Genomic DNA, 25,607 nt, shown 5'->3' on the forward strand with positions numbered 1-25,607 from the left:
GGGCAGGCGGGTGCGGGCCGGCGGCGCGGCGGCGGCGGCCGGTTCCGGGCGCGCGGGCGCGGCCGGGGCCCGTACCGGCACGGGGGCGGGGCGGTCCGCCAGCCGGGCCTTCAGTCCGCCGGCCCGCCGCCGCGCGTCCCGGACCGTCAGCGGCAGCGGATCCCAGCCCGCGACCCGCCCCAGGCCGACGACCGGCGGGTAGACGGGGGAGACGGCCATGATCTCGGCGGGCGTGCCGAGGACCGCGTCCGGCAGCAGCAGGACGCGGTCGGCGTACTGGACGACCCGCTCCAGGCGGTGCTCCGCCATGAGGACCGTCGTGCCCAGGTCGTGGACGAGCCGCTGGAGCACCGCGAGGACGTCCTCGGCCGCCGACGGGTCCAGCGCGGACGTCGGCTCGTCGAGGACGAGGACCTTCGGGTGGGTGGTCAGCACGGAGCCGATCGCCACCCGCTGCTGCTGCCCGCCCGAGAGGGTGGCGATCGGCCGGTCGCGCAGGTCGGCGAGGCCCAGCAGGTCCAGCGTCTCCTCGACGCGCCGCCGCATGACCGCCGGGGCGAGGCCCAGCGACTCCATGCCGTAGGCGAGCTCGTCCTCGACCGTGTCGGTGACGAAGTGGGCGAGCGGGTCCTGGCCGACGGTGCCGACCAGGTCGGCCAGCTCGCGCGGCGGGTGGACGCGGGTGTCGCGGCCGTCGACGGTGACCCGGCCGCCCAGCGTCCCGCCGGTGAAGTGGGGGACGAGACCGGAGACCGCGCCGAGCAGGGTCGACTTGCCGGTGCCGGACGGGCCGACGACGAGGACCAGCTCGCCCTCGGGGACCGTGAGGTCGACGTCCCGCAGGGCCGGCCCGGCGGCGTCCTCGTACGTCACGGAGACGTGCTCGAAGCGGATCACGCGGACTGCTCCTCACGGGGCTGCGGGGCGGGCGGTACGGGGGCGATCAGGGCCGGCAGCAGACCGGGCAGCACCGACAGGGCCGGCCACAGCGGCAGCTCCGGAGCGGTCAGCGGCACGACCCCCGGGTGCAGGGCCTCCGGTGCCTGGACCCCGGCCCGGATCATGAGGGCGGCCACGGCGGCGCCGGACGCGGCGACCAGCCAGGAACGGGCGCCGAAGCGGTCCGGCCGGTAGCGGGTGCGGACGCTCCGCCGGCCGCCGAGCCGCAGCCCGGCGACGGCCGCGAGGAGCCCGCCGGCCAGCAGCGGCAGCCCGTATCCGGCGCCCTGCGCGGCGAGCAGCCCGTAGGAGCCGGCGCAGACGCCGAGCAGCCCGCCGAGGGTGAGGACGTTCGTGGTGCGGCGGACGGCCGCCGGGACCCGCGCGGTGCGCCCGTACCCGCGGGCGTCCATCGACGCGGCGACGGCGACCGACCGCTCCAGGGCGCCCTCCAGCACCGGCAGGCCGATCTGGAGGACGGCCCGCACCCCGCCGGTGGGCCGGCCGCGCAGCCGCCGGGCGGTGCGCAGCCGGACGACGTCGGCGACCAGGTTCGGCGCGAACGTCATCGCCACGACGACCGCCACGCCCGCCTCGTACAGCGCCCCCGGCAGCGACTTCAGCAGCCGCGCCGGGTTGGCGAGCGCGTTGGCCGCGCCCACGCAGATCAGCAGCGCGGCCAGCTTGAGCCCGTCGTACAGGGCGAAGACCACCTGCTCGGCGGTGACCCGGCCGCCGATCCGGATCCCCTGCGCCCACTCCGGCAGCGGCAGCTCGGGCAGGACGGCCAGCTCGTGCGTGCCCGGGATCGGGGAGCCGAGCAGCACCGAGAACACGATCCGCACGCCGACGACGAACAGCCCGAGCTTGACGAAGGCCCCGTACGACCGGGCCCAGGGCGCGTCGGTGCGGCGCGCCGCGACCACGTATCCGGCGACGCCGACGATCAGTCCGAGCAGCAGCGGGTTGGTGGTCCGGGAGGCGGCGACGGCGAGCCCGAGGGCCCACAGCCACCAGGCGCCCGGGTGCAGCGCGTTGCCCCGGTCCGCCACGGGCGCCAGGAGACGCCCCGGCGGGCCGGGGGTGACGGACGGGGCCTTGCTCATGCGCGGCGGCGGGACTTCCAGACGGCCGCGGCGCCCAGGGCGAGGACGGCGCCGCCGCCGACGAGCAGGCCGGCCGACGGGCCGCCGCCGGAGTCGTCCCGCGCGGCGGCGTCGGGCGTCCCGGCCTCCGCGGCGAACTCGCCGGCCTCGCCGCAGCCGCGCCGCGGGTAGTCCGCGATGCCGCAGAGCATGGCGGAGGCGTCGTAGCGGAGCGGCTTGGCGACGGCCGCCAGCGCGTCCGCGGCCGAGCCGGCCGGGGCGATCACGGCGCAGCCCGACGTGGGCGCGTCCTTCGGTGGGGTCTCGCCCTCCGGGGCGTCCCCGGGGGTGCCGTAGTCGACGACGACGGCGACCCGCTTCTTGCCCGGGGCCGCCTCGACGCCGGCGCAGACCGCGCCGAAGTCCGGCGCGGCGGCCGGCCTGGCCGCGTCGGCGGAGTCCTCGCTGAGCGCGAAGCGGAAGCCGACGACACCGCGGTCGGCGGGCCGGGCGGTCGCCGGGCCCTGCTGGGCGTACGTCCACTTCCCGGCGCCGGCCTCCCAGAACGACCAGTACCGGTAGCCGGCCGCCTGGGCGGGGGCCGCCGCGCCGAGGGCGAGCAGCAGCCCGGCCGTGCCGGCGGCGAGCGCCCCGGCGGCCCTGCTCCGGCGCGTCACTTCTTGCGGCCGCTCAGGAGGAAGCCGATGCCGACGCCGGCGACCATGCCGATGCCGATGATCCACCAGAGGTCGAAGCCGAGGAAGGAGTCCTCGTCGTCGTCCTCGGTGGAGGCGGCGGAGGTGTCGGGGGTCTTGGGGGCGGGGCCGGTGGCGTTCAGCGCCTCGACGAGGTCGGCCTTGCCGAACTCGCGCGGGTCGGCCTCCATCGCGCGGGCGGCGAGGATCAGCTGCGCGTAGGCGGCGGGGCCGGACTGCTTCGCCCACGGGGCGGCGTTCTGCTCCAGCCACTGGAGGGCGGGCTCGGCGAGCCGGGCGGTGCCGGCGGCGGCGAGGGCGACGACGGCGTCGGCGGTGTTGCCGAAGTCCGGCTTCGGCTCGGCGTCGGTGGCGCCGGGCAGCGGCGGGGTGGTCAGGTGGCCGGTCTGCACGAGCGCCTTGGCGAGGTAGGAGGCGCCGTTGAGGGCGGCCCGCTCGACGGTCGGCTCGGAGAGGTCGACGCAGGTCGGGGCCTGCGGCGGGGTGGCCTTCACGGCGGTGATGCCCTTGCCGAGCCCGGCGAGGACGGCGGCGGCGGTCGCGTCCGCGTTGGCGGCCAGCTTGCCGGCCTTGTCCGGCTGGTACGCGAAGGCGCCCGGGCCCTCGTCGTCGGAGCACGGCAGCGCGAGCGCGAGCAGCGCGTCGTAGGGGGTGCGGCCCTGGGCCGAGGTGTACGAGCCGGGCTTGACGCCCGAGGCGGCGAGCGCGCTGACGACGATCGAGGTGGAGTTGGCGTCGCTGGGGCCGCCGGGGGTGTAGCCCCAGCCGCCGTCCTTGTTCTGCACGCCGCGCAGCCAGCCGTAGCCGGACTTGACCGCGGTGTCGATCTTCGTCGGGTCGGCGGCCTCGCGGCGGACCGCGCCGAGGGCCTGGAGGGCGACGGCGGTGGCGTTGGAGTCCCGCATCGTCTTGGCGTCGCAGGGCTTGGTGGTGTCCGCGCGGTAGGAGGCGAAGGAGCCGTCGGCGCACTGCTGGCCGAGCAGCCAGTCCACGGCCTGGTCGGCGGGCTGGTAGCCGGTGGCGCGCTGGGCGAGGAAGGCGAGGGACTGGCGCCAGACGCCGTCGTACGTCGGGTCGCCCTTGCCGTACAGGCCGGGCGGGAGCGCGGCGGCGGAAGCGCTCGGCGAGGGCGCGGCGGCGGCGGTGCCGGTCGCGGCGGTGCTGAGCACGGCTGCCGCTGCGGTGAGCGCGGCGGCGGCGCGGCGGACGCTGATCATGGTTGCCTCTCGTGCGGGCACCGGACACCGGTGCCCCCCGGGGGCCCGCGTCCGGCGCCGTATTCCTCGACGGTGCCGGCGCTCACGTCCCGGGCAGGGCGTTCCGGCTCGCCGCTGAACGGAAGGCGGCTCACGGTTGCGGGTCAGCGCCGGGCTCGCACCGGCTTTCCCCTGCGTTCGGGCATGATGACGACCGGCCCACTGTACCGGCCCGTACGGCCCGGTCCCCGGGGTGGGAGCCGCGTCACACCGCCACGTACGCCACCGGCTCCGTGCCCGGTACGGCCTCGGCGCGGCCCAGCTTCACCAGGCGCCGGATGTGGGCCTCGGCCTCGCTGACGGCGATGTTGCGGGAGCCGTACGGGATGCGGTCCCAGGGCCGGTTCCACTCCATGCGCTCGGCGAGCTGCCACGGGGTGAGGGGGACGGCGAGGAGGGCGAGGAGGCCGGCGAGCCGGTCCTCGTGGTGGGCGAGGAGTTCGCGGACGCGGCCGGCGGCGTCGGGGAAGGCGTGCTGGTGGGCGGGGAGCACTTCGGCGACGCCGAGCCGCCCGATCCGCTCCAGGGAGTCGAGGTAGTCGCCGAGGGGGTCGGTGACGGTGTGGTCGTCGGGGTCCTCGTACAGGCCGATGTGCGGGGAGATGCCGGGCAGCAGGTGGTCGCCGGAGAAGAGCCGGCCGTGGCCGGGGAGCCCGGCGGGGTGCTCCTCCTCCAGGTGGAGGCAGACGTGGCCGGGGGTGTGGCCGGGGGTCCAGACGGCGCGGAGCCGGCGGCCGGCGAGGCCGAGGAGTTCGCCGGGGACGATCTCGCGGTCGGGGAGGGCCGCGCCGAGGCCGGGCAGGGTGCGCATCCCGCCGCCGGCCCGGGCGGCGCGCAGCGGCGCCAGGTGCTCCTCGGGCGCGCCAGCGGCGGCGAGCTTGTCGGCGAGGTAGTCGAGCCAGGCGGCGGGTTCGGAGTCGCGGGTGCGGCGGACGACGGCGGTGTCGGCGGCGTGCATGGCGATCCAGGCGCCGGACTCCTCCCGGACCCGGCCGGACAGGCCGTGGTGGTCGGGGTGGTGGTGGGTGATGACGACGCCGTGGACGTCGCGGACGCCGAGGCCCAGCGCGCCGAGCCCGTCGGTGAGTTCGGTCCAGGCGGCGGGGTCGTCCCAGCCGGTGTCGACGAGGACCGGGCCGCGGCCGGTGTCGAGGACGTGGACGAGGGTGTGGCCGAGCGGGTTGTCCGGGATGGGCACGCGCAGCGACCAGACGCCGCCGCCGTGCTCGGTCACCTGCGTCATGGGCGTCCTCGTCTCTGCGTTCCGGTGCGGCCTCCGTCCACTATAACGAGAGCTGACGGATCGTCAGGGGATGTGGCCGGGCCCGGGTTTGGTACGACGCCGTCGCCGGTTCCGGGAGAGGGGGCGGTGGGGGAGAGTAGGGGGATGGACGCAGACTTCTTGATCGCACACCACGACCGGCTGGCCGCATGGCTGAGCAACGGAGAGGCCGGGAGCCTCGACGCGTTCCTGGGCGCGCACCACGAGTCCTTCGCGCTCGTCACGGCGGAGGGGGAGGTCCTCGGCCTGGAGGCGCTGGCGGAGGCCCTGCGCGGCGCGGGCGGCAGCCGGCCCGGCCTGGCGATCCGGGTGGAGGAGGTCACCGCCGTCGCGCCCGGGGTCTGCCGGTTCCTGGAGCGCCACGTCGTGGACGGCTCCGTCGTGGCCGAGCGTGTGGTGACCGCCGTGGCGCGGGACGGCGCGCTGCTCGCGGTGCAGGAGACGGCCCGGCGTCCGGCGGCGCCGGACGAGGCCGAAGGCGGGTATGGCCAAGTGTGAGGAGAACTGGTATCAGTTCGGGGACAGTTCTGATGCACCGTCAGATCCCTCCGGGAGGCGACCGGCATGAGCGAGCTCGTGGAGCACGGAAAGCTGTTCATCGGCGGGGAGTGGACCGACCCCCTCGGTGACGCGGTCATCGAGGTGGTCTCCCCGCACACCGAGCAGGTCATCGGCCGGGTCCCGCACGCCTCGCGCGCCGACGTCGACCGGGCCGTCGCGGCCGCGCGGCGGGCCTTCGACGAGGGGCCCTGGCCGCGGACGAGCCTGGAGGAGCGGATCGAGGTCGTCACCCGCATCAAGGACGCCGTCGCCGTCCGGCACGAGGAGCTGGCCCGGACGATCAGCTCCCAGAACGGCTCCCCGTACTCCTGGTCCGTCCTCGCCCAGGCGCTCGGCGCGATGATGGTGTGGGACGCGGCGATCACCGTCGCCCGCGGCTTCGCCTTCGAGGAGCGGCGCGACGGCGTCCTCGGACCCCTGCTGGTGCGGCGCGAGCCGGTCGGCGTGGTCGCCGCCGTGGTGCCGTGGAACGTGCCGCAGTTCACCGCCGCCGCCAAGCTGGGCCCGGCGCTGCTCGCCGGCTGCACGGCGGTCCTCAAGCCGTCGCCGGAGTCGCCGCTCGACGCGTACCTCCTCGGCGAGATCGCCGCCGAGGCGGGGCTGCCCGAGGGCGTCCTGTCGATCCTGCCCGCCGACCGGGAGGTCAGCGAGTACCTGGTCGGCCACCCGGGCGTCGACAAGGTCTCCTTCACCGGCTCGGTCTCGGCCGGCAAGCGGGTGATGGAGGTCGCCTCCCGCAACCTCACCCGCGTCACCCTCGAACTCGGCGGCAAGTCGGCGGCGGTGATCCTCCCGGACGCCGACGTGGCGACGGCCGTCGCCGGCATCGTCCCGGCCGCCTGGATGAACAACGGGCAGGCGTGCGTGGCCCAGACCCGCGTCCTCGCGCCCCGCTCCCGGTACGAGGAGATCGCCGAGGCGCTGGCCGCCGCGGCCTCCGCGCTCGTCGTCGGCGACCCGCTCGCCCCCGCCACCCAGGTCGGCCCGCTCGTCACCCGCCGCCAGCGGCAGCGCTCCCTCGACTACATCGCCCTCGGGCAGCGGGAGGGCGCCAAGCTGCTCACCGGCGGCGGCCGGCCGGACGGCCTCGACCGCGGCTGGTACGTCGAGCCGACGCTCTTCGGCGACGTCGACAACGCCATGCGGATCGCCCGCGAGGAGATCTTCGGTCCGGTGATCTGCCTCCTGCCGTACGGGGACGAGGCCGAGGCCCTGCGGATCGCGAACGACTCCGACTACGGCCTCAGCGGCAGCGTGTGGACCGCCGACGCCGAGCACGGCGTCGAGTTCGCCCGCCGGGTCCGCACCGGCACCTTCAACGTCAACACCTTCAGCCTCGACATGCTCGGCCCCTTCGGCGGCTACAAGAACTCCGGCGTGGGCCGCGAGTTCGGCCCCGAGGGCCTGAGCGCCTACCTGGAGCACAAGATGATCCACCTGCCGGCCGGCCACGGGGGCCACTGATGGGCGACCGCTGGCACGTGGAGGTCGACCGGAGCGTCTGCATCGGCTCCGGCATGTGCGTCGTCCACGCCCCCGACGGCTTCCGCCTCGACACCGCCCGGCAGTCCCACCCGGCGGCCCCGGAGGCCGACGCGGGCGAGCGCCTGCTCGCGGCGGCCGAGGGCTGCCCGGTCGAGGCCATCCTCCTCACCCTCGCCGACGGCGGCGAACCGGTCTACCCGCCGGAGGAATGAGGGAGAGGGGGCGCGCTCCCTGTGGAAGACTGCGCCCCCGGATCGCGGGGGCGCAGGGCCGCCGCGCGTGGGGGCGGGGGAGTGCCGTGCGCAAGGTGGGGATGGTGGCCGCGGTCACCGGAGCGGTGCTGTTCGCCGGAGGCTGCGGCGGTGACGGCGAGGACGGCTCCTCGTCCGGCGGATCGGGGCCGCGGCTGACCGCCGCCCAGGTCGACCGGGAGATCGGGGCGGCCGCGGGTGCGGCCGGGTTCACCAAGGCGTCGTTCGACACGGTCGCCCCCAAGCTCAAGGAGTGCATGATCAATTGGGCGGCCGACCAGCCCGGCGAGCTGCCCGATCCTGCCACGTCCTACGCGGACACCCTCGCGGCCCTGGTCAAGGCCGGCTGGACCGAGGGGGAGACCACCCGGCAGGGCGCCAGGGACGTGAAGGTCCTGACGAAGGGCGGCTGGACCCTCCGGGCCGGGTCCGACCTGGGCCCGGGGATCAAGATGGTGGCGTTCGCCGGCGTCCTGGAGACCCCGGAGTGCGCCGACCTCTACGCGGACGAGCTGCTGAAGAAGTAGTCCCGGCGGCCCAGGGGGGCGGAGACGCCCCCCGGCCCCGCCCCGGCCTCAGCGGTCCGGCCGGTCCGGGGCCGTCAGGTCGATGAGGCGGCAGACCGTCTCGATGTCGATCTTGACCTGGGCGATCGAGGCCCGGCCCGAGAGCCAGGTGATGAGCGCCGAGTGCCAGGTGTGCTCGATGACCCGGACGGCCGACAGCTGCTCCGGCGTCGGCTGGTCCGTGCCCATCGCGTCGAGGATGATCGCGGTGGTGAGCCGCGAGACGGTGTCGACCTCGGGACTGACGCCGCGGTCGGCGAAGGTCAGGGCGCGCACCATCGCGTCGGCGAGCTGCGGCTCGCGCTGCAGGGCGCGGAAGGCGCGCATCAGGGTCTCGGCGACCCGCTCCGCCGGGGCGGCGCCGCCGGGCGGCCGTTTCCGGAGGGTGGTGTGCAGGTGCTGGAGCTGGTCCTGCATGGTCGCGACGAGCAGGTGGATCTTGGACGGGAAGTAGCGGTACAGCGTGCCGAGGGCGACCCCGGCCGCCTCCGCGACCTCCCGCATCTGCACCGCGTCGAAGCCGCCCCGGGCGGCGAGCCGGGCGCTGGCGTCCAGGATGCGGCGCCGCCGGGCCTCCTGGCGCTCCGTCAGCGGCGGGGTGGCGGAGGGGCGGTGGTCCGCTCTGCTCTCTGCGGTCATCGGGGTCCCGTTCCGTGCGGTGGGGAGCGCCAGTATGGCGGAGGACGGCCGGGGCGCGAACCTCCGCGGCCGGGTGGTGCGAATCACCTGGTCCGGCGCTCACCCAGAAGCTACCTGCCGGTAGATTCGGTGCCTCTCGGAGGAGTGGGAAGCGCCGAGAACGATCAAGTCTGTAACTTGTTCTACCTTAGCGCCAGCGGTTACGCTCGCGCGAAACGCACGCTCGAAGGGGGTCGCGCATGACCGCTGAGGCCATAGAGGCAAGCCCCCGACAGGGCGTCACCACCTCCGGTGACGGTCCGTTGCGGATCGCTCTCCTCACGTACAAGGGCAACCCCTTCTGCGGCGGCCAGGGCGTCTACGTCCGCCACCTCTCCCGCGAACTGGCCCGCCTGGGCCACACCGTCGAGGTCTTCGGCTCGCAGCCCTACCCCGTCCTCGACGAGGGCGTCACGCTCAGCGAGATCGCCAGCCTCGACCTCTACCGCCAGCCCGACCCCTTCCGCACCCCGAAGCGCGACGAGTACCGGGACTGGATCGACGCGCTGGAGGTCGCCACCATGTGGACCGGCGGCTTCCCCGAGCCGCTGACCTTCTCGCTGCGCGCCCGCCGCACCCTCGCCGCCCGCCGCGGCGACTTCGACGTCGTCCACGACAACCAGACGCTCGGCTACGGCCTCCTCGGCGGCCCGCGCGCCCTCGGCGCCCCCCTCGTCACCACGATCCACCACCCCATCACCGTCGACCGCCGGCTCGAACTCGACGCCGCCGCCGACTGGAAGCGCCGCGCCTCCGTCCGCCGCTGGTACGGCTTCACCCGCATGCAGAAGCGCGTCGCCCGCCGGCTGCCGTCCGTCCTCACCGTCTCCGGCACCTCCCGCGACGAGATCGTCGAGCACCTCGGCGTCCGCGAGGACCGCATCCGGGTCGTCCACATCGGCGCCGACACCGAGCTGTGGTCCCCGGACCCGTCCGTCGCCGAGGTCCCCGGCCGGATCGTCACCACCTCCAGCGCCGACGTCCCCCTCAAGGGCCTCGTCTTCCTGATCGAGGCGCTCGCCAAGCTGCGCACCGAGCGGCCCGAGGCGCACCTCGTCGTCGTCGGCAAGCGCGCCGAGGACGGCCCGGTCGCCCAGGCCATCGAGCGGTACGGGCTCGACGGCGCCGTCCGGTTCGTCAAGGGCATCACCGACGAGGAGCTCGTCGACCTGTACCGCTCCGCCGAGGTGGCGTGCGTGCCCTCGCTGTACGAGGGGTTCTCGCTGCCGGCCGCCGAGGGCATGGCGACCGGCACCCCGCTGGTCGCCACGACCGGCGGGGCGATCCCCGAGGTCGCCGGCACCGACGGCGAGACCTGCCTCGCGGTGCCGCCCGGCGACGCGGGCGCGCTCGCGGCGGCGCTCGGACGGATGCTGGGCGACGCGGAGCTGCGGGCCCGCCTCGGCGCCGCGGGCCGCGCCCGGGTCCTGGACCGCTTCACCTGGGCCCGCGCCGCCCAGGGCACCGCCGAGCTGTACCGGGAGGCCCTGGACCGCCGGGCCGCCGCCCGCCGCCCCTGACCCCGGCCCCCTTCGTACCGCCACCGCACCACCCGAACCCCCGCCACTCGGAAGGGCAGACCCGTGCTGACCGTCGATTTCACCCGCTTCCCGCTCGCCCCCGGCGACCGCGTGCTCGATCTGGGCTGCGGTGCGGGCCGGCACGCCTTCGAGTGCTACCGGCGCGGCGCGCAGGTCGTGGCCCTCGACCGGAACGGCGAGGAGATCCGCGAGGTCGCCACGTGGTTCGCCGCCATGAAGGAGGCCGGCGAGGCCCCCGCCGGGGCGACCGCCACCGCGATGGAGGGCGACGCGCTCAACCTGCCCTTCCCCGACGAGTCCTTCGACGTCGTCATCATCTCCGAGGTCATGGAGCACATCCCGGACGACAAGGGCGTGCTCGCCGAGATGGTGCGGGTGCTGAAGCCCGGCGGCCGGATCGCCATCACCGTGCCCCGGTACGGCCCCGAGAAGATCTGCTGGGCGCTCTCCGACGCGTACCACGAGGTCGAGGGCGGCCACATCCGCATCTACAAGGCCGACGAACTCCTCGCGAAGATCCGCGAGGCCGGCCTCCGCCCGTACGGCACCCACCACGCGCACGCCCTGCACGCGCCCTACTGGTGGCTGAAGTGCGCCTTCGGCGTCGACAACGACAAGGCGCTGCCGGTCCGCGCCTACCACAAGCTCCTGGTCTGGGACATCATGAAGAAGCCCGCCCTGACCCGGGTCGCCGAGCAACTGCTCAACCCGGTCGTCGGCAAGAGCTTCGTCGCGTACGCCACCAAGCCCCACCTCCCGAAGGCCGACGCCCAGTGACGTCTCCCGAGCGGATAGCGGAACACCTGGTCCTGCCGGGCGTCCTCACCGCCGAGCAGGCCGCCGGCACCGTCGCCGGCATCCTCGCCGGCCAGCGCGAGGACGGCGCCGTCCCCTGGTTCCGCGGCCACCACCTGGACCCGTGGGACCACACCGAGGCCGCCATGGCCCTCGACGCGGCCGGCGAGCACGAGGCCGCCGCCCGCGCCTACGCCTGGCTCGCCCGGCACCAGAACGACGACGGCTCCTGGTACGCGGCCTACCGGGACGGCGACGCCGGCGACGTCACCGACCGCGGCAAGGAGTCCAACTTCACCGCGTACGTCGCCGTCGGCGTCTGGCACCACTACCTGTCGACCGGCGACGACGCCTTCCTCGACCGGATGTGGCCGGTCGTCTACGCGGCGGTCGAGTTCGTCCTCCGGCTCCAGCAGCCGGGCGGCCAGATCGGCTGGAAGCGCGAGCCCGACGGCACCCCCGTCACCGACGCCCTCCTCACCGGCTCCTCCTCGATCCACCACGCGCTGCGCTGCGCGCTGGCGATCGCCGAGGCCCGCGAGGAGCCGCAGCCGGACTGGGAGCTGGCGGCCGGCGCCCTCGCGCACGCGATCCGCCGCCACCCCGAGCGCTTCCTCGACAAGTCCCGCTACTCGATGGACTGGTACTACCCGGTCCTCGGCGGCGCGGTCACCGGCGCCGAGGCGAAGGCCCGGATCGACGCCCGTTGGGACGACTTCGTGGTGCCCGGCCTCGGCGTCCGCTGCGTCGTCCCCAACCCGTGGGTGACCGGCGGCGAGAGCTGCGAACTCGCCCTCGCCCTGTGGGCGACGGGGGAGTCCGACCGGGCGCTCACGGTCCTCCAGGACATCGGCCACCTGCGCGCGCCGAACGGCATGTACTGGACGGGGTACGTGTACGAGGCCGCGGACGGGAACGAGCCGGCCGTCTGGCCCGAGGAGCAGACCACCTGGACGGCGGGCTCCCTGCTCCTCGCGGTCGCGGCGCTCGGCGGCGAACAGGCCACCGTCGCCGTCTTCGGCGGCGAGCGGCTGCCGGCCGGCCTCGCCCCGGACTGCTGCGGCGACTGACCCTCCCGGCCGGTGCCGGGAGGGCGGACGGCGGCGCAACCCGGACGGGTCGCTCCGATGGCGGCCCGGTGGGGGGCGGGCGACGCTGGCGGAACCAGTCCCCAGGGAGGTTCCGCTGTGCCCAGAAGCATGTCCCGCGGCGTCGCCGCGCTGATGCTGTCGTGCGCGCTGCTGTTCACCGCCGCGTGCGGGAGCGACAGCACGCAGAGTCTGTCGACGGGGTCGGCCGCGTCGCCGTCCGCGTCGAGCACCTTCGAGAAGCAGAAGCTGGCGAAGACCCGGTTCGTCGCCAACGCCGGGCTCGCCGCCGGCGCCGCGTACCAGTGGATCGTGAAGCCGTACAAGGCCGGCAAGTTCAAGAAGGGCGCCGACGGGCGGACCTTCGCCCTCGTCAAGGCGGGTCTCGCGGGCGCCTTCACCTACAACCGGCTGAAGGCCGCGGTGAACAACGCCAAGGGCGACCCGCTGCTCTCCAAGGCGGTGGCGCCGCTGTCCTCCGGCATCGACTCGCTCAAGGAACTCGGCACCAAACTCCGCAAGGGCGAGGTCGACGCGGCGGACGTCGGCGGCCTGGAGGGCGTCATCAACGGCATCAAGGACGCCGGGAAGTCCGCCGGGGCCGAGGTCAAGGACAAGGTGCCCTCGACCTCCCAGCTCAGCGGCGGCTGATCCGCGCCCCCGCTCACACCAGGGCGGCGGAGCCGGCCAGCGTCGGGTAGTCGTTGTAGCCGGCCTCGCCGCCCGTGTACATCCAGTGCGCCTCCCGCAGCGGGTTGAGCGGCGCGCCGGTCCGCAGCCGCTCGACCAGGTCGGGGTTGGCCATGAACGCGCGGCCCAGCGAGATCAGGTCCGCCCCGGCCGCGAGCAGCCGTTCGCCCGCCGCCTTCCCGCCGTCCTCCGGGAGGGGACCGCCGAAGCCGAGCGCCGGGTTGGCGATCAGCGCGTGCGGCCAGGCCGCGCGGATCCGGCGGAAGAGCGGCCGGTCCGGGTCGGCGAAGATCACGTGCAGATAGACCGGGCCGAGGGCGGCGAGGGCCGGGACGAGCGCCGCGTAGATCTCGTCCGTGTCGCCCTCGTCGATGCCGTTCACCGTGACTCCGGGCGAGATGCGGACGCCGACCCGGTCGGCGCCGATCTCGTCGGCGACGGCCCGGACGACCTCGACCGCGAACCGGACGCGGTGCGCGACGGAGCCGCCGTACTCGTCCGTCCGCCGGTTGGTGTTCTTCGCCAGGAACTGGTGCAGCAGGTGCCCGTTGGCGGCGTGCACCTCGACCCCCTCGAAGCCGGCGTCGACCGCCCGGCGCGCGGCGGCGGCGAAGTCGGCGACGGTCTCCCGTATGTCGTCCGCCGTCATCTCGCGCGGCACCACGGAGTCCTGCCGGCCGCTCGGGGTGTGGATGGTCTCCGGCAGCGGGACCGGCGACGGCGCGAGCGGGAGGTGCCCGCTGGTGTCGGGGTGGCCGACCCGGCCGCCGTGCTGGAGCTGCGCGAACATCCGCCCGCCCGCGGCCCGTACGGCGTCGGTGACCGCGCGCCAGCCGGCCACGTGGGCGTCGTCGTACAGGGCCGGGATGTTCGGGTACGTCTGGCCGACCGCGTTCGGCGTGGTCCCCTCGGTGATGATCAGGCCCGCGGAGGCCCGCTGGGCGTAGTGGGTGACCATGAGGGACCCGGGGACGCCGTCGGCGCCGGCCCGGTTGCGGGTCAGCGGCGGCATCACCAGCCGGTTGGGGAGGGTCAGCGGGCCGAGGGTGGTGGACTCGAAGAGGCGGGAGGCCGCCGTGGTGTGCGTCATGCGGGTACCGTAGGAGTTGACACCAGTGTCAGGTTCAAGTCCCTTCTCCCGGAGGCGAGGCGGCGGATGCGCATCGGTGAACTGGCGGCGCGGAGCGGCGTGAGCGAGCGGTCGCTGCGCTACTACGAGGCGCAGGGCCTGCTGCGGTCCGAGCGGACCGCCGGCGGCCAGCGCCGGTACGGCGACTGGGCGGTGGACCGGGTCGTCCGCATCCAGGCGCTGTACGCGGCGGGCCTGAACAGCCGCACGATCGCCCACCTGCTGCCGTGCATGCGCGACGCGGACGGGGCGCCCAGCGAGACCGCCGACTTCCGGCTGGTCGAGGAGCTGACGGCCGAGCGGTCCCGCATCGACGGCCTCATCGCCGACCTGGTCCGCTCCCGCGAGGTGCTGGACGAGGTCATCGAGACGGCCTCCGCGGTCCGCCGCTGAGCCGTCCCTTCCGGAAGGAACGGCCTCCGCGGTTCGCCGCTGAGCCGTCCCCTCCGGACGGAACGCCCTACCCGGTCAGCTCCGCGAGCGTCCGCAGGGTCTCCCGGTCCGGGGCCGTGACCAGCAGGTCCGTCACCGGGCCGGTCCGCCACTCCTGGAGCCGGTCCGCGATCCGCTCGCGCGGGCCGACCAGGGAGATCTCGTCGGCGAAGGCGTCCGGGACGGCGAGGACGGCCTCCTCGCGGCGGCCCTCGGCGAACAGGCGCTGGATGTGCCGGGCCTCCTCCCCGTAGCCCATGCGGGCCATGAGGTCGGCGTGGAAGTTGCGGGTGGCGTGCCCCATGCCGCCGATGTAGAAGCCGAGCATCGCCTTGACCGGCAGCAGGCCCTTCGGCACGTCGTCGCAGACCTGGGCGCGGACCATCGGCGCGACCCGGAAGCCGTCGGGCAGCCGGTCCGGGAGGGCGTACGCCGCGCGCCAGCGGCCGGGCGACCAGTAGAGCGGCAGCCAGCCGTCGGCGATCTCCAGCGTCTGCGCGATGTTCCGGGGCCCCTCGGCGCCCAGCAGGACCGGGAGGTCCGCGCGGAGCGGGTGGGTGATCGGCTTGAGCGGCTTGCCGAGGCCGGTGCCGTCCTCTCCGGCGTACGGGAAGGAGTGGTGCCGTCCGGCGAGCCGCACCGGCGCCTCGCGGCGGAGCACCTGCCGGACCACGTCGACGTACTCGCGGGTGGCGGTCAGCGGGGAGCGGGGGAACGGCCGCCCGTACCAGCCCTCCACCACCTGCGGGCCCGACAGCCCCAGGCCGAGCCGCATCCGGCCGCCCGACAGGTGGTCCAGGGTGAGGGCGTGCATGGCCGTCGCGGTCGGGGTGCGGGCCGCCATCTGCGCCACCGCCGTGCCGAGCCCGATCCGGCGGGTGTGGGCGGCGATCCAGGTGAGCGCGGTGAAGGCGTCCGAGCCCCACGCCTCCGCCGTCCACACCGCGTCGTAGCCGAGCCGCTCCGCCTCGCGCGCGAGCTCCAGATGGGCGGGGGAGGGGCCGCGGCCCCAGTAGCCGAGCGCGAGTCCCAGGCGCATGACCGGCCGCTCCCTTCTCCTCCACCGCCTGACGGGCCGTCAGATCCGGTGTGCGGGGGACTGTACGACAGCGGCCCCCCGACCGGAAGGGCTTCCGGTCGGGGGGCCGCCGCGACGGTCCGGGAAGGTCAGCCGCGCTGGATGCCGGTGGCGTCCTGGAGGACGCCGCGGCGCCCGTCCTGCGTCTGCGCGACCAGCGCCTGACCGCGCTGCTCCACGGCCAGGTACCAGGTGCCGGGCGCCAGTTCCGCGATCTGCGCGCCGGAGCCGTCCTCCGCGTACAGCGGGCGGGCGACCGGCACGGCGAACCAGAACGGCGTGAAGTCCGAGGCGCCCTGCGCCGCGGCCTGCGGCTCCGGCTGCGGCTGCGGCTGCCCGAACGGCGAACCGCCCTGCGAGGCGTCGTGCGGCGCCGGGTAGGGCTGCTGGCCCTGCTGCGCGCCCGGGTAGCCGTAGCCGCCGGGGACGCCCTGCTGCGGGTGGCCGCCGTACGGCTGCGGGGCCGCCGGACGCGGGGCGCCGACGAGCGGGGCCTTCAGGGCGGGGACCATCGGGGCGGCGAGCGCGGCGGCGGCGCCGAGGAGCGCGCCGATCAGGCCGAGGATCAGGCCGGCGCCGGCGTTCTCGGCCTCGAAGACCCACATCAGGGTGGTCCAGGCGGCGGCGATCGTGAAGGCGGCGCCGACCTGGCCGAGCTCCAGGCCCAGGACCTTGCGCGGCTGCGGCAGGCCGTGGGAGAGGACGACGAGCGCGGCGCCGACGATGCCGAGGAAGAAGGTGCCCCAGCCGAGCGGCGAGGTCTCCCACGAGTTCGCGAAGTCGATCTGGTCGCAGATGGCGGCCGGGCCGTCGCAGCCGGTGGTGTCGAGGAACGAGGCGATGAACAGCACCACCGCAGCACCGATCAGCACGCCATCGCCTCGGGTGAGGGAGCGGATATTCACGTAAGAAGTCCTTCGTCGGGTCGTCGTCGCGTCGGGCGGGCGCCGGTTTCTCGGCACGGGGGCGGCCCCATCGTACGGAGCGAATCTATCGCTCGCCGGTTCTACCCCTGGAGGTAGGTCACGATGCCGTCGGCGATGCCCCGCGCGGCCTTCTGCCGCCACGCCCCGGACGTCAGCAGTGCGGCGTCCTTCGGATCACGCATATTGCCGCATTCGACGAAGACCTTGGGCGCCGTTGACAGATTGAGACCTCCGAGATCCGAACGGACGTCCAAACCGGTACCTCCGCCGAGGTAGTTGGCGGGGGAGGTGCCGGTCGCCCGGCGGAAGCCGGCGACGATCCGCTCGCCGAGCGCGCGCGACGGCGCCACGATCGGACCGGTGTCCGCCGCGCCCTCCTTCACCTTCGCGGGCACGATCACATGGAAGCCGCGGTTCCCCTTCGCGGAGCCGTCGGCGTGGACGGAGACGACCGCGTCGGCCTTCGCCGCGTTCCCGATCCGGGCCCGCTCGTCGATGCACGGCCCGTACGGCCGGTCCGCGTCGTGCGTCAGCACCACCGTCGCGCCCCGCGCCTCCAGCAGGTCCCGCAGCCGGTGCGACACGTCCAGCGTGAAAGCTGCCTCCGTGTACGGGGCCGCGCCGCCGGTCGCGTCCGTCGCCGTGCCGGTGGTGTCGCACTCCTTGCGGGCCGTCCCGATGTCCACCTTCTCGTTGATCTCCCGCGTGTGCCGGAAGTTCCCCGGGTTGTGCCCCGGGTCGACCACCACGGTCCGCCCGGCGAGCGGACGGTCCGCCGGGGGCGTCGCCGTGGCGGAGGGGGTACGGGTCGCGGTGGCGGACGGCGTGGCCGCCGCGCCCGGCCCCCGGCTGCCCTGCGCGGCCTCGGAGGCGGCGCCGCACCCGGCGAGCGCGGCGGAGCAGACGAGCGCCGCGAGCGCGGCGCGGGCGGCGGGCAGGAGGTTCGCGTGGTCGTACGGCACCCCGCGACTCTAGGCCCTCCGGCCGCCGGAACCGCGCACCGCCCGCAATCCGCTGGACGCGTGTGCCGGTCCGGTGAAGGGTATGGGGAACGAGCGGGCGCGGTACGGGTCGCCGCGCCAGGACCACGAGGGGGAACCGTGGCGGGGGAAGAACCGAACGACGCACGCCCGCGAGGCGACGAGGAACCGCAGGACGCACCGCCCCAGGACGCGGCACCGCAGGACCGGGTGCCCCGGGACGACGACTCCTCCGGCGCCACGATCATGATGCGGCCCCGCAGGGACGGCGGCGGAGGTACGGACGCCGGTCCGGGCCCCGCGGCCGGGAGCGGTACGGATCCCTCCGCCACCGGCTCCTTCCGGCTGCCCGCACCGGGGCCGGCCCCCTGGGAGGCGCCGCAGAACGGCGGCTCGCAGGGCACGACCGGCGCCGGCACCGCCGGCGGCGGCTTCGGGCCGCCGACCGAGGGCCACGGCGCGAGCCACGCGGGGCACGGCGGTCAGGGCGGTCAGGGCGGCCACGGCGGCCAGGGCCAGTACGGCGGCCACGGTGCTCCTGACGCGAGCCACGGCGGCTACGGCGGCGCCTACGGCCCCCCGCCCGCGCAGGCGCCCGCGCCCGCGCCCGGCTGGGCCGGGGCCGGGACGCTTCCGCCGCCGCCCACCGCCCCGCCGGGCGGCCACGGCGGCCCGTACGGCGGACCCGGCGGCGGGGCGCCGGGCGAGGCGCGCCCGCTCCAGGCCGTCCTCGTCGCGCTGCTCAACCTCTCCTGCCTCGGGCTCGGTTACGTCGTGCTCCGGAAGTGGCTCTGGGCGGCGCTCTGCTGGGCCGCCACCGCCGGACTCCTCGTCGCGGCGCTGCCGGCCGACGCGGACGGCGTGCCGGGGGCCGCGCTCGCCGGGTACGGCGCCTTCCTGCTGGCCGCCGCCGCCGACGGCGCCCGGCGCGGGCTGCGCGCCCGGCTCGCCTTCGGCACGACGGTCCGCCGCCTGGCGCTGCCGCTCGCCGTCCTGCTGCTCGCCGCACCCGCCGGCGGCGCCGTCGCCTGGGCGGGCGCGCACGAGGACGCCCGCGAGGAGGCCCGCCAGCAGGCGCTGCTGGCCCGGCTCGCCGACGCCGACGCGCTGGTGAGGAGCGGCGCGGCCACGGACTTCGCGACCGCCGAGCCCGGCTACCGCAAGGCGCTCACCACGTACCAGGAGCTGGCCCGGGACCACGCGGGCTCGCGCGCCGCGCAGCGCGTACCGGCCAGTCTCGACGCGTACTACGAGACGGTCTCCGCCCCGTACGACGAGAAGAAGTACTGCGCGGCGATCCTCCCGCTGAAGCACCTGCGGTCGCTGCCGGACACCGTCGACAAGGCGCTGCTCGGCGACCGCCCGGCCGGGACGGACGAGCCGCTGGCCCACTCGCTGTACGAGTGCGGCGCGGGCGCCCTCGGCGGGACGACGACCGCCGCCGCCACCGACCACTTCAACGAGCTGACCGCCACCTTCCCGCAGTCCCCGTACACCGGGAAGGCGACGGCGGCGGTCCGCGACGCGATCCGGGCCAAGGCCGCCGCGGTCGGCGACACGTCCGCCGACCGCTGCGCCGTCACCGAGGAGCTGCGCGCCCTGCGGACGGTCACGACCGGCGTCAAGGGCCTCCCGCTGGACGGGGCGCGGGCGGAGGCGGACCGGGGCGTGCGGAAGGGCGTCTTCGCCTGCGGCACCGACCAGTTCGGCGACAAGGAGTTCGCGGACGCCGCCGCGACCATGGACCGGTACGTCAAGGACTACCCGGACGGCGAGTCGGTCTCCCACGCCCGCTCGATCTCCATCGCCGCGCAGATCGCCGCCGAGGCCCCGGACGCGGGGCGGAAGCTGCCGCCGTCGACGGTGCCCGGCGGCGCCCGGATGACGATGGTGATCAGCAACGACGCCGACGACGAGGTCGAACTCCTCTACACCGGACCGGTCACCGGCAAGATCACCCTCAAGGCGTGCGGCGGCTGCCGCAGCTACGAGCGGCTGGACACCCTCCGGCCCGGCTTCAAGCCGTGCTCCGGCCCGTCCTCGACGTACCCGAAGGCGACGATCCAGCTGCCCGCGGGCACCTACCACCTGCTCCAGAAGCGGGCCGGGTCCGGCTTCTCCACGGCCGGCGACACCAAGAGCAGCAAGGCGACGATCGAGCCGGGCTACTCGTACACCAACTGCCTCTACGTGACGAAGGGCCTGTACTGACCCGTCACCCCCGGGTGAAGACGATCCGGTCGACCGCCGCCGCCACCAGCGCGTCGCGCTCCTCCTCCGAGAAGACGTCGGGGAGGGTCAGCTGCTCCACGATCAGCCAGTTCAGGGTGAGCACGAGCAGCTTGACGGCGGTGGCGTCGCCGGGCAGCCCGGACGCCTCGTGGAAGGTCACGTTCTGCTCGACGTCGGCCCGGATCCGCTCGGTGAGGATCGCGCGGAGCGCGGGCCGGCGGGTGGCCTCCAGGCGGAGTTCCAGGAGCGCGAGGTAGCCGGTGCGGAAGGCGGAGATCCGCCCGACCAGCTCCCGCATGAGCCGCGTGTACGTCGCCTTGTCGTGCGGCGCGGTCCTGGTCCCCTCCATGGTCGCGTCGTCCGGCTGGAGCCGTTCGTAGACGCGGGCGCCGGCCTGGGTGAGCAGGTCGTCGCGGTTGGCGAAGTAGTTGGACGCCGTCCCCGTCGGCACCCCGGCCTCGCCGTCCACCGCCCGGAAGGTCAGGCCCCGGGCGCCGTCGCGGGCCAGCACCTCGATCGCGGCGTCCACGAGCGCGGCGCGCCGTTCCTCGTTCCGACGGGCCATGGAGACCACTCCGTTCGTAGTACTACAACTGAACCCCTTCGCCAGGGTATCCGCCCGCGATGAGTTCGCGCCGCCCGGACGGTCATCACTGCGGAACGCGGAAAGAGCACGGAACGAACACCCCAGGAGGAGCCCCATGCCCCAGCTGCTGAAAGTCCAGAACTTCTCCGTCTCCGCCGACGGGATCGCCGCCGGCGAGGACCAGTCCCTGGAGCGGCCCTTCGGGCACGCCGACCCGGCGAAGCTCTTCGCCTGGGCCGGGGCCACCGCCGGCTGGCCCACCCGCACCGACCCCGGCGGCAGCCGCGGCCTGGACGACTACCTGGTCCGCGACTTCCACCACAACATCGGCGCCGAGATCATGGGCCGCAACAAGTTCGGCCCCCAGCGCGGCCCCTGGCGCGACGAGGAGTGGAAGGGCTGGTGGGGCGAGGAGCCGCCGTTCCACACCCCCGTCTTCGTCCTCACCCACCACGAGCGCCCGTCCTTCACGCTCTCCGACACCACCTTCCACTTCCTCGACGCCGACCCGGCGACCGCCCTGGAACGGGCGAAGGAGGCGGCGGACGGGAAGGACGTGCGCCTCGGCGGCGGGGTGACGACGATCCGCGCGTTCCTGGACGCCGGCCTCGTCGACACCCTGCACGTCGCCGTCGCCCCCGTGAAGCTCGGCAGCGGCCTCAAGCTCTGGGACACGCCCGACGAGCTGACCGACCGCTACCACCTGGACGTCGTGCCGAGCCCGAGCGGCGTCACCCACCACCTCTTCTGGCGGAAGTGACCCGGCCCGGGCGGACCCGGCGCGGGGTCAGGCGGCGGTCCGGCGCAGCACCCGCAGCGAGTCCGTGACCGACACCTCCTCGAAGTCACCGGACTCCAGCGCCCGCAGATAGATCCGGTACGGCGCCTGGCCGCCGTCCGCCGGGTCCGGGAACACGTCGTGGATGACCAGCAGGCCCCCGGGGGCGACCTTGGGGGCCCAGCCCTCGTAGTCGTTCGTCGCGTGCTCGTCCGTGTGCCCGCCGTCGACGAACACCAGCCCCAGCTCACCGGCCCACACCCGCGCGACCTGCGGGCTGCGCCCGACCACCGCGACGACGTGCTCCTCCAGGCCCGCCTTCCGCAGCGTCCGCCGGAACGTCGGCAGCGTGTCCATCACGCCGACCTCCGGGTCCACCACCGTCGGGTCGTGGTACTCCCACCCCGGCTGCTGCTCCTCGCTGCCCCGGTGGTGGTCCACGGTCACCGCGACCGTCCCCGCCGCCCGCGCCGCGTCCGCGAGCAGGATCGTCGAGCGCCCGCAGTAGGTGCCCACCTCCAGCAGCGGCAGCCCCAGCTTCGCGGCCTCGGCCGCCGCCGCGTACAGCGCCAGGCCCTCCCCGACGGGCATGAACCCCTTCGCGGCCTCGAAGGCGGCGAGGATCTCGGCACTGGGCTCGGACATGGCGGTTCTCCTACTGGCGAGTACGTCGGTACGGGCGCCCATCGTGCCCTACCCGCCGCACGCGAACCACACCGTCCCGCACCGCTACGCTCACCTCCGAGCGGCCGCTCCCCGGGGAGGGGAGCCGTCCGCGCCGATCAGCCGCGCCAGGGAGGGGACCACCATGGACGGCACCCGGACTCCGGCGGGCCGCCGACCGATGGCCGCCACCCCGCGCCGGCGCACGCCCGCGAAGAAGGCGGCGTGGACCGCCGTGACCGCCGCCGTGCTCGGCGGGGCGCTGCACGTGTACGGGCTGTCGTACGTGCTGTTCCTCCAGCCGCAGGACTCGTGCTGGTTCAAGGCGGGCCGCCTGATCACCCCGGACAGCCGCAGCGAACTGCCGGTGAGCCTGGTGTGCGGCGGGGAGGAGATCGTGCCGGTGTGGCTGAACCCGGCGCTGCTGCTCCTCGCGGTCACCGCGGTCGGTTCGGCCGTCGCGGCGGTGGTGTGGGGGCTCACCGCCCGCCGGAGAGGCGCCCGAGCGCCGTCGGCGTGAGCCGGAGGCACGCCCAACGAGCCCCACCCGGGCCGCACGGCACGCCCGCGCGAGCCCCGCACCCGGGCCGCGTCAGGCGCCCGCGAGCACGTCCCGCAGTCTCCGCACCCCCGCCTTCCACTCCTCGCCGTCCGACTCCTCCCACAGCTCCAGGAGTTCCGACGGCTCGGCGAGCACCCGGTCCAGCGCGGCGACCGCCTCCGCCCGCAGCGCGGCCGGCAGCTCGCCCAGCGGCTCCTTCGGGGCGTACGAGGTCGTCACCGGCTCCCCGCCCGGGCACTGCGCGGCCACCAGCGCGGCCGACGCGACGGCCTCGGCCCCGAGGTCCGCGTCCAGGTACTCCTCCCCGGTCCCCGTCACCTCCCGGAAGGCGGCGAGCAGCACGTCCGCCTTCCTCCCGTCGGCGGCGTCGTCCACCCGGTATGAGAAGTCGGCCGCGGTGTCGTTGTCGAACGGTCCGATGTCCCAGGTCCCCATGGCGTCCCCGCCCCTTCGCGCTCGTGCGGTCGGTCTGGTCGTCATCGTGACAGGGCCCACTGACAACGCGCGGGACCGCGGCGTCCGGGGACGCCGAAGGGGCGGCCCGTCGCCGGCGTGGTGCCGGGAGGGGCCGCCCCTGGGGGGTGGGTGCGCGGATGCCGGACCGACCGACACCGCGCTTACCGCGGGTCCTTCGCGAAGGTCTTCGCCGACCAGACGTAGCCGAGGACGGCGAGGCCGGCGCACCAGGCGACCGCGAGCCAGCCGTGGTGGCCGATCCCGGTGCCGAGGAGCAGGCCGCGGAGGGTCTCGATGGCCGGGGTGAAGGGCTGGTACTCCGCGATCGGCTGGAACCAGCCCGGCATCTGGGCGACCGGCACGAAGGTGCTGGAGATCAGCGGCAGGAAGATCAGCGGGAGCGCGTTGTTGGACGCGGCCTCGGCGTTGGGGGAGACCAGGCCCATGCCGACCGCGATCCAGGTGAGCGCCGTCGCGAACAGGACCAGCAGACCGAAGGCGGCCAGCCACTCCAGGGCGGTGGCGTCCGTGGAGCGGAAGCCGATCGCCACGCCCACCGCGCCGACGAGGACCACGCTCGCCACCGACTGGAGGACGCTGCCGACGACGTGTCCGACGAGGATCGACGGGCGGTGGATCGCCATGGTGCGGAAGCGGGCGATGATGCCCTCGTTCATGTCGTTGGCGACGGAGACCGCCGTGCCGATCACGGTGGACCCGATCGTCATCAGCAGCAGCCCGGGGACCAGGTAGGCCACGTACGCCGCCCGGTCCGCCCCGCCCATGCCCGCGCTCATCACGTCACCGAAGACGTAGACGAAGAGCAGGAGCAGCATCACCGGGGTGAGGAGCAGGTTGAGGGTGAGGGAGGGGTAGCGGCGGGCGTGGAGGAGGTTCCGCCGGAGCATCGTGGACGAGTCGCGGACGGCGAGGGACAGGGTGCTCATCGGACGTTCTCCTTCGGCTGGGCGGGGACGGTGGGGGAGGTGTCGGTCGCGGTCAGGGCGAAGAAGACGTCGTCGAGGTCCGGGGTGTGGACGGTGAGTTCGTCGGCCTCGACGCCGGCCGTGTCCAGCCGGTCGAGGAGCGCCCGGAGCGCCCGCTGGCTGCCGTCGTTCGCGAGCTGGAGCGCCAGGGCCTCGTCGTCCCGCGCGGCGGCCCCGCCCAGCGCGTCGGCGGCGCTGCGGTAGGCGGTGGGGTCGGTGAAGCGGAGGCGGACGTGGCCGCCGGGGATCTGGCGCTTGAGCTGGTCGGCGGTGCCCTCGGCGACGATGCGGCCGCCGTTGAGGACGGCGATGCGGTCGGCGAGTTCGTCGGCTTCTTCGAGGTACTGGGTGGTGAGGAAGACGGTGACGCCGTCGGCGACGAGGTCGCGGATGATCTGCCACATGGTGTGGCGGGAGCGGGGGTCGAGGCCGGTGGTGGGTTCGTCGAGGAAGATGATCCTGGGGCCGCCGACGAGGGTCATGGCGATGTCGAGGCGGCGTTTCATGCCGCCGGAGTAGGTGGAGGCGGGCTTCCTGGCGGCGTCGACGAGGTCGAAGCGGGCGAGGAGTTCGGCGGCGGTCCTGCGTCCCTCGGTCTTGGTGAGGTGGTGGAGGTCGGCCATGAGGAGCATGTTCTCCTCGCCGGTGATGAGGCCGTCGACGGCGGAGAACTGGCCGGTGACGCCGATGGCGGCGCGGACCTGGTGGGCGTGGGTGGTGAGGTCGTGGCCGGCGACGGTGGCGCGGCCGGAGTCGGCGGAGATCAGGGTGGAGAGGATCTTCACGGCGGTCGTCTTGCCGGCGCCGTTCGGACCGAGCAGGGCGAAGACCGTGCCCTCGGGGACGGACAGGTCCACTCCGTCGAGGACGACCTTGTCGCCGTACGACTTGCGCAGACCGTTCGCCGCGATCGCGGGGTGCGTCATGACGGGCGTTCTCCTCGGTGCGTCGGAAGGGGCGGGGAGGGGCGGTCAGTTGGCGTGGGCGGTGATGTCGCCGTGGGAGGTGGTGGCGTGGATGGTGAGGTCGGCGGCGGTGCCCTTGGCGTTCTGGAGGGTGTTGTGGACGCGGCCGTGGGTGGTGCCGGCGTCGAGGGTGGCGGCGGTGCCGCGGGCGGCGCCGACGGTGATGGAGCCGGAGTGGGTGGTGAGGGTGAGGGTGCCGGTGGTGGCTTCGGTGACGCGGAGGTCGCCGCGGGCGGTGGTGAGGTCGGCGGGGCCGTTGAGGCGGCCGATGGTGATGTCGCCGTCCTGGAGGGTGAGGTGGGCGGTGCCGGCCTCGTCGAGCTTGGCGGGGCCCTGGGCGCTTTCGTAGGTGACGTCTCCGAGGCGGCCGACGCCGCGGAGTTCGGCGGCGGCGGTCTTGGCGCGGACGTGGGAGCCGGCGGGGAGCTGGACGGTGATCTCGACGGCACCGGAGGGGCCGAAGAGCTGGTTCCCGGGCTCGGGGGCGGTGATGGTGAGGATGCCGTCGGCGTAGGTGACGGTGGTGTTCTCGGCGGCCTTGGTGTCGCGGTTCTTGCCGGGGGTGGCGGGGCGGATGTCGACGGTGGTGTCGGTGCGGTCGGCGGCGATGAAGCGGAGGTGGCCGGCGGGGATGTCGACGACGGCGGTGACGGGGGTGGCGGTGGCGAAGGTCTGCATGGTGACGGCTCCTTGGGGAGTGGTGCGCGGTCGGCGTTTCCGACATGAGAAAAGCTACGTTGCTTTCCAAGGTGCGGCAAGAGTGTTGTTGCACTGGATCGGCATCTCTGCAGTTAGATGCCGCTATTTCATTGCAATGAACTGTGGGGTGATGCAACGACATATGCCGGAGCGTTGCAATGGTGGCGCGGTGAACGCTATGCTGGCCCGGTATCGGACCCGT

The 25,607-nt window shown here is 74.8% G+C and carries 28 protein-coding genes and 1 riboswitch; of the genes, 12 read left to right on the top strand and 16 right to left on the bottom strand.

Going from position 1 to position 25,607, the window contains the following annotated elements; all coding sequences use genetic code 11:
- The 5 genes from ACFVQZ_RS26780 to ACFVQZ_RS26800 form a co-directional block, all read right to left on the bottom strand.
- A partial coding sequence (locus ACFVQZ_RS26780) for an ABC transporter ATP-binding protein (RefSeq protein ID WP_383626756.1) occupies positions 1 to 897 on the bottom strand: 897 nt, incomplete at its 3' end.
- Positions 894 to 2,045, bottom strand: coding sequence for an energy-coupling factor transporter transmembrane protein EcfT (locus ACFVQZ_RS26785; protein WP_030495281.1), 1,152 nt, complete (start codon positions 2,043 to 2,045; stop codon positions 894 to 896). The genes ACFVQZ_RS26780 and ACFVQZ_RS26785, both read right to left, overlap by 4 nt.
- Positions 2,042 to 2,701 (bottom strand): SCO2322 family protein, encoded by a 660-nt coding sequence (locus tag ACFVQZ_RS26790; RefSeq protein ID WP_383626759.1) that lies wholly within the window; start codon positions 2,699 to 2,701, stop codon positions 2,042 to 2,044. Before ACFVQZ_RS26790 ends, ACFVQZ_RS26785 begins: the two co-directional genes overlap by 4 nt.
- A complete protein-coding gene (locus ACFVQZ_RS26795) occupies positions 2,698 to 3,957 on the bottom strand; it encodes a prenyltransferase/squalene oxidase repeat-containing protein (protein ID WP_321192824.1) in 1,260 nt (419 codons plus the stop codon). The genes ACFVQZ_RS26790 and ACFVQZ_RS26795 overlap by 4 nt, the downstream gene beginning before the upstream one ends.
- 96 nt (positions 3,958 to 4,053) lie before the next feature.
- Positions 4,054 to 4,130: riboswitch (cobalamin riboswitch) on the bottom strand.
- A 71-nt stretch (positions 4,131 to 4,201) separates the two neighbouring features.
- A complete protein-coding gene (locus tag ACFVQZ_RS26800; protein WP_030495278.1) occupies positions 4,202 to 5,239 on the bottom strand; it encodes an MBL fold metallo-hydrolase in 1,038 nt (345 codons plus the stop codon).
- 144 nt (positions 5,240 to 5,383) lie between these two features.
- On the opposite strand from ACFVQZ_RS26800, the gene ACFVQZ_RS26805 reads away from it, so the two are divergent.
- The 4 genes from ACFVQZ_RS26805 (at position 5,384) to ACFVQZ_RS26820 (ending at position 8,102) form a co-directional block, all read left to right on the top strand.
- Complete coding sequence (locus tag ACFVQZ_RS26805) at positions 5,384 to 5,776, top strand: hypothetical protein (protein ID WP_383626764.1); 393 nt, start codon at positions 5,384 to 5,386, stop codon at positions 5,774 to 5,776.
- 66 nt (positions 5,777 to 5,842) lie between these two features.
- The gene (locus ACFVQZ_RS26810) at positions 5,843 to 7,303 is read left to right on the top strand and encodes an aldehyde dehydrogenase (RefSeq protein WP_383626767.1); all 1,461 of its coding nucleotides are present in this window, start codon (positions 5,843 to 5,845) and stop codon (positions 7,301 to 7,303) included.
- On the top strand, positions 7,303 to 7,536 hold the full coding sequence (locus tag ACFVQZ_RS26815) for a ferredoxin (RefSeq protein WP_030495275.1): 234 nt from the start codon (positions 7,303 to 7,305) through the stop codon (positions 7,534 to 7,536). The genes ACFVQZ_RS26810 and ACFVQZ_RS26815 overlap by 1 nt, the downstream gene beginning before the upstream one ends.
- Positions 7,537 to 7,622: 86 nt before the next feature.
- Positions 7,623 to 8,102, top strand: coding sequence for a hypothetical protein (locus ACFVQZ_RS26820; protein WP_383626771.1), 480 nt, complete (start codon positions 7,623 to 7,625; stop codon positions 8,100 to 8,102).
- Between the two features lie 48 nt (positions 8,103 to 8,150).
- Here ACFVQZ_RS26820 and ACFVQZ_RS26825 read toward each other — a convergent pair whose 3' ends face one another.
- Positions 8,151 to 8,780 carry a TetR family transcriptional regulator gene (locus tag ACFVQZ_RS26825; protein ID WP_383626774.1) on the bottom strand — a complete coding sequence of 210 codons (630 nt, stop codon included), beginning with the start codon at positions 8,778 to 8,780 and terminating at the stop codon, positions 8,151 to 8,153.
- Positions 8,781 to 9,019: 239 nt separating this feature from the next.
- Between ACFVQZ_RS26825 and ACFVQZ_RS26830 the strand changes: the two genes are divergently transcribed.
- From ACFVQZ_RS26830 to ACFVQZ_RS26845, 4 genes are all read left to right on the top strand, one after another.
- On the top strand, positions 9,020 to 10,339 hold the full coding sequence (locus ACFVQZ_RS26830; RefSeq protein WP_030495272.1) for a glycosyltransferase family 4 protein: 1,320 nt from the start codon (positions 9,020 to 9,022) through the stop codon (positions 10,337 to 10,339).
- Positions 10,340 to 10,402: 63 nt separating this feature from the next.
- Complete coding sequence (locus ACFVQZ_RS26835; protein ID WP_383626776.1) at positions 10,403 to 11,137, top strand: class I SAM-dependent methyltransferase; 735 nt, start codon at positions 10,403 to 10,405, stop codon at positions 11,135 to 11,137.
- Complete coding sequence (locus ACFVQZ_RS26840; RefSeq protein WP_030495270.1) at positions 11,134 to 12,225, top strand: prenyltransferase; 1,092 nt, start codon at positions 11,134 to 11,136, stop codon at positions 12,223 to 12,225. The genes ACFVQZ_RS26835 and ACFVQZ_RS26840 overlap by 4 nt, the downstream gene beginning before the upstream one ends.
- 129 nt (positions 12,226 to 12,354) lie before the next feature.
- On the top strand, positions 12,355 to 12,894 hold the full coding sequence (locus ACFVQZ_RS26845) for a hypothetical protein (RefSeq protein ID WP_383626989.1): 540 nt from the start codon (positions 12,355 to 12,357) through the stop codon (positions 12,892 to 12,894).
- Positions 12,895 to 12,907: 13 nt separating this feature from the next.
- On the opposite strand, the gene ACFVQZ_RS26850 is transcribed toward ACFVQZ_RS26845, so the two are convergent.
- Complete coding sequence (locus tag ACFVQZ_RS26850) at positions 12,908 to 14,023, bottom strand: alkene reductase (protein ID WP_030495268.1); 1,116 nt, start codon at positions 14,021 to 14,023, stop codon at positions 12,908 to 12,910.
- Positions 14,024 to 14,089: 66 nt separating this feature from the next.
- On the opposite strand from ACFVQZ_RS26850, the gene ACFVQZ_RS26855 reads away from it, so the two are divergent.
- Positions 14,090 to 14,455: a MerR family transcriptional regulator gene (locus ACFVQZ_RS26855; RefSeq protein WP_383626781.1), complete on the top strand. Its 366-nt coding sequence runs from the start codon at positions 14,090 to 14,092 to the stop codon at positions 14,453 to 14,455.
- A 67-nt stretch (positions 14,456 to 14,522) separates the two neighbouring features.
- On the opposite strand, the gene ACFVQZ_RS26860 is transcribed toward ACFVQZ_RS26855, so the two are convergent.
- The 3 genes from ACFVQZ_RS26860 to ACFVQZ_RS26870 form a co-directional block, all read right to left on the bottom strand.
- Positions 14,523 to 15,533 carry an LLM class F420-dependent oxidoreductase gene (locus ACFVQZ_RS26860; protein ID WP_383626784.1) on the bottom strand — a complete coding sequence of 337 codons (1,011 nt, stop codon included), beginning with the start codon at positions 15,531 to 15,533 and terminating at the stop codon, positions 14,523 to 14,525.
- A gap of 128 nt (positions 15,534 to 15,661) precedes the next feature.
- The gene (locus ACFVQZ_RS26865; protein WP_383626787.1) at positions 15,662 to 16,477 is read right to left on the bottom strand and encodes a hypothetical protein; all 816 of its coding nucleotides are present in this window, start codon (positions 16,475 to 16,477) and stop codon (positions 15,662 to 15,664) included.
- A 101-nt stretch (positions 16,478 to 16,578) separates the two neighbouring features.
- Positions 16,579 to 17,460 carry an N-acetylmuramoyl-L-alanine amidase gene (locus ACFVQZ_RS26870; RefSeq protein WP_030495264.1) on the bottom strand — a complete coding sequence of 294 codons (882 nt, stop codon included), beginning with the start codon at positions 17,458 to 17,460 and terminating at the stop codon, positions 16,579 to 16,581.
- A 138-nt stretch (positions 17,461 to 17,598) separates the two neighbouring features.
- On the opposite strand from ACFVQZ_RS26870, the gene ACFVQZ_RS26875 reads away from it, so the two are divergent.
- Positions 17,599 to 19,689 carry a hypothetical protein gene (locus tag ACFVQZ_RS26875; protein ID WP_383626790.1) on the top strand — a complete coding sequence of 697 codons (2,091 nt, stop codon included), beginning with the start codon at positions 17,599 to 17,601 and terminating at the stop codon, positions 19,687 to 19,689.
- Between the two features lie 4 nt (positions 19,690 to 19,693).
- Here the strand turns inward: ACFVQZ_RS26875 and ACFVQZ_RS26880 are convergent, their stop codons facing one another.
- Positions 19,694 to 20,275: a TetR/AcrR family transcriptional regulator gene (locus tag ACFVQZ_RS26880; protein ID WP_383626792.1), complete on the bottom strand. Its 582-nt coding sequence runs from the start codon at positions 20,273 to 20,275 to the stop codon at positions 19,694 to 19,696.
- Positions 20,276 to 20,411: 136 nt separating this feature from the next.
- Between ACFVQZ_RS26880 and ACFVQZ_RS26885 the strand changes: the two genes are divergently transcribed.
- Complete coding sequence (locus ACFVQZ_RS26885; RefSeq protein WP_030495261.1) at positions 20,412 to 21,056, top strand: dihydrofolate reductase family protein; 645 nt, start codon at positions 20,412 to 20,414, stop codon at positions 21,054 to 21,056.
- 27 nt (positions 21,057 to 21,083) lie between these two features.
- Here ACFVQZ_RS26885 and ACFVQZ_RS26890 read toward each other — a convergent pair whose 3' ends face one another.
- Positions 21,084 to 21,719 carry a class I SAM-dependent methyltransferase gene (locus ACFVQZ_RS26890; RefSeq protein WP_030495260.1) on the bottom strand — a complete coding sequence of 212 codons (636 nt, stop codon included), beginning with the start codon at positions 21,717 to 21,719 and terminating at the stop codon, positions 21,084 to 21,086.
- Between the two features lie 163 nt (positions 21,720 to 21,882).
- Here ACFVQZ_RS26890 and ACFVQZ_RS26895 point away from each other — a divergent pair, with 163 nt between their 5' ends.
- Positions 21,883 to 22,257, top strand: a complete 375-nt coding sequence (locus ACFVQZ_RS26895; RefSeq protein ID WP_030495259.1) for a hypothetical protein — start codon at positions 21,883 to 21,885, stop codon at positions 22,255 to 22,257.
- 72 nt (positions 22,258 to 22,329) lie between these two features.
- On the opposite strand, the gene ACFVQZ_RS26900 is transcribed toward ACFVQZ_RS26895, so the two are convergent.
- From ACFVQZ_RS26900 to ACFVQZ_RS26915, 4 genes are all read right to left on the bottom strand, one after another.
- On the bottom strand, positions 22,330 to 22,734 hold the full coding sequence (locus ACFVQZ_RS26900) for a DUF4259 domain-containing protein (protein WP_383626797.1): 405 nt from the start codon (positions 22,732 to 22,734) through the stop codon (positions 22,330 to 22,332).
- 182 nt (positions 22,735 to 22,916) lie between these two features.
- Entirely contained in the window at positions 22,917 to 23,702 is a 786-nt protein-coding gene (locus ACFVQZ_RS26905) for an ABC transporter permease (RefSeq protein ID WP_383626800.1), read from the bottom strand.
- On the bottom strand, positions 23,699 to 24,667 hold the full coding sequence (locus tag ACFVQZ_RS26910; RefSeq protein WP_383626803.1) for an ATP-binding cassette domain-containing protein: 969 nt from the start codon (positions 24,665 to 24,667) through the stop codon (positions 23,699 to 23,701). Before ACFVQZ_RS26910 ends, ACFVQZ_RS26905 begins: the two co-directional genes overlap by 4 nt.
- Positions 24,668 to 24,712: 45 nt before the next feature.
- Complete coding sequence (locus tag ACFVQZ_RS26915; RefSeq protein WP_383626806.1) at positions 24,713 to 25,384, bottom strand: DUF4097 family beta strand repeat-containing protein; 672 nt, start codon at positions 25,382 to 25,384, stop codon at positions 24,713 to 24,715.
- Between the last annotated feature and the right edge of the window lie 223 nt (positions 25,385 to 25,607).

Source organism: Streptomyces sp. NPDC057854, from assembly GCF_042797055.1.
In the GTDB taxonomy this organism is placed as follows: Bacteria; Actinomycetota; Actinomycetes; order Streptomycetales; family Streptomycetaceae; genus Streptomyces.

What these genes read in the sequence shown, in the direction of transcription:
- ACFVQZ_RS26785 (WP_030495281.1), bottom strand. Translation starts at nt 2,045, where the DNA reads ATGAGCAAGGCCCCGTCCGTCACCCCCGGCCCGCCGGGGCGTCTCCTG.
- ACFVQZ_RS26795 (WP_321192824.1), bottom strand. Translation starts at nt 3,957, where the DNA reads ATGATCAGCGTCCGCCGCGCCGCCGCCGCGCTCACCGCAGCGGCAGCC.
- ACFVQZ_RS26800 (WP_030495278.1), bottom strand. Translation starts at nt 5,239, where the DNA reads ATGACGCAGGTGACCGAGCACGGCGGCGGCGTCTGGTCGCTGCGCGTG.
- ACFVQZ_RS26805 (WP_383626764.1), top strand. Translation starts at nt 5,384, where the DNA reads ATGGACGCAGACTTCTTGATCGCACACCACGACCGGCTGGCCGCATGG.
- ACFVQZ_RS26810 (WP_383626767.1), top strand. Translation starts at nt 5,843, where the DNA reads ATGAGCGAGCTCGTGGAGCACGGAAAGCTGTTCATCGGCGGGGAGTGG.
- ACFVQZ_RS26815 (WP_030495275.1), top strand. Translation starts at nt 7,303, where the DNA reads ATGGGCGACCGCTGGCACGTGGAGGTCGACCGGAGCGTCTGCATCGGC.
- ACFVQZ_RS26825 (WP_383626774.1), bottom strand. Translation starts at nt 8,780, where the DNA reads ATGACCGCAGAGAGCAGAGCGGACCACCGCCCCTCCGCCACCCCGCCG.
- ACFVQZ_RS26830 (WP_030495272.1), top strand. Translation starts at nt 9,020, where the DNA reads ATGACCGCTGAGGCCATAGAGGCAAGCCCCCGACAGGGCGTCACCACC.
- ACFVQZ_RS26845 (WP_383626989.1), top strand. Translation starts at nt 12,355, where the DNA reads ATGTCCCGCGGCGTCGCCGCGCTGATGCTGTCGTGCGCGCTGCTGTTC.
- ACFVQZ_RS26850 (WP_030495268.1), bottom strand. Translation starts at nt 14,023, where the DNA reads ATGACGCACACCACGGCGGCCTCCCGCCTCTTCGAGTCCACCACCCTC.
- ACFVQZ_RS26855 (WP_383626781.1), top strand. Translation starts at nt 14,090, where the DNA reads ATGCGCATCGGTGAACTGGCGGCGCGGAGCGGCGTGAGCGAGCGGTCG.
- ACFVQZ_RS26860 (WP_383626784.1), bottom strand. Translation starts at nt 15,533, where the DNA reads ATGCGCCTGGGACTCGCGCTCGGCTACTGGGGCCGCGGCCCCTCCCCC.
- ACFVQZ_RS26880 (WP_383626792.1), bottom strand. Translation starts at nt 20,275, where the DNA reads ATGGCCCGTCGGAACGAGGAACGGCGCGCCGCGCTCGTGGACGCCGCG.
- ACFVQZ_RS26885 (WP_030495261.1), top strand. Translation starts at nt 20,412, where the DNA reads ATGCCCCAGCTGCTGAAAGTCCAGAACTTCTCCGTCTCCGCCGACGGG.
- ACFVQZ_RS26890 (WP_030495260.1), bottom strand. Translation starts at nt 21,719, where the DNA reads ATGTCCGAGCCCAGTGCCGAGATCCTCGCCGCCTTCGAGGCCGCGAAG.
- ACFVQZ_RS26895 (WP_030495259.1), top strand. Translation starts at nt 21,883, where the DNA reads ATGGACGGCACCCGGACTCCGGCGGGCCGCCGACCGATGGCCGCCACC.
- ACFVQZ_RS26900 (WP_383626797.1), bottom strand. Translation starts at nt 22,734, where the DNA reads ATGGGGACCTGGGACATCGGACCGTTCGACAACGACACCGCGGCCGAC.
- ACFVQZ_RS26905 (WP_383626800.1), bottom strand. Translation starts at nt 23,702, where the DNA reads ATGAGCACCCTGTCCCTCGCCGTCCGCGACTCGTCCACGATGCTCCGG.
- ACFVQZ_RS26910 (WP_383626803.1), bottom strand. Translation starts at nt 24,667, where the DNA reads ATGACGCACCCCGCGATCGCGGCGAACGGTCTGCGCAAGTCGTACGGC.
- ACFVQZ_RS26915 (WP_383626806.1), bottom strand. Translation starts at nt 25,384, where the DNA reads ATGCAGACCTTCGCCACCGCCACCCCCGTCACCGCCGTCGTCGACATC.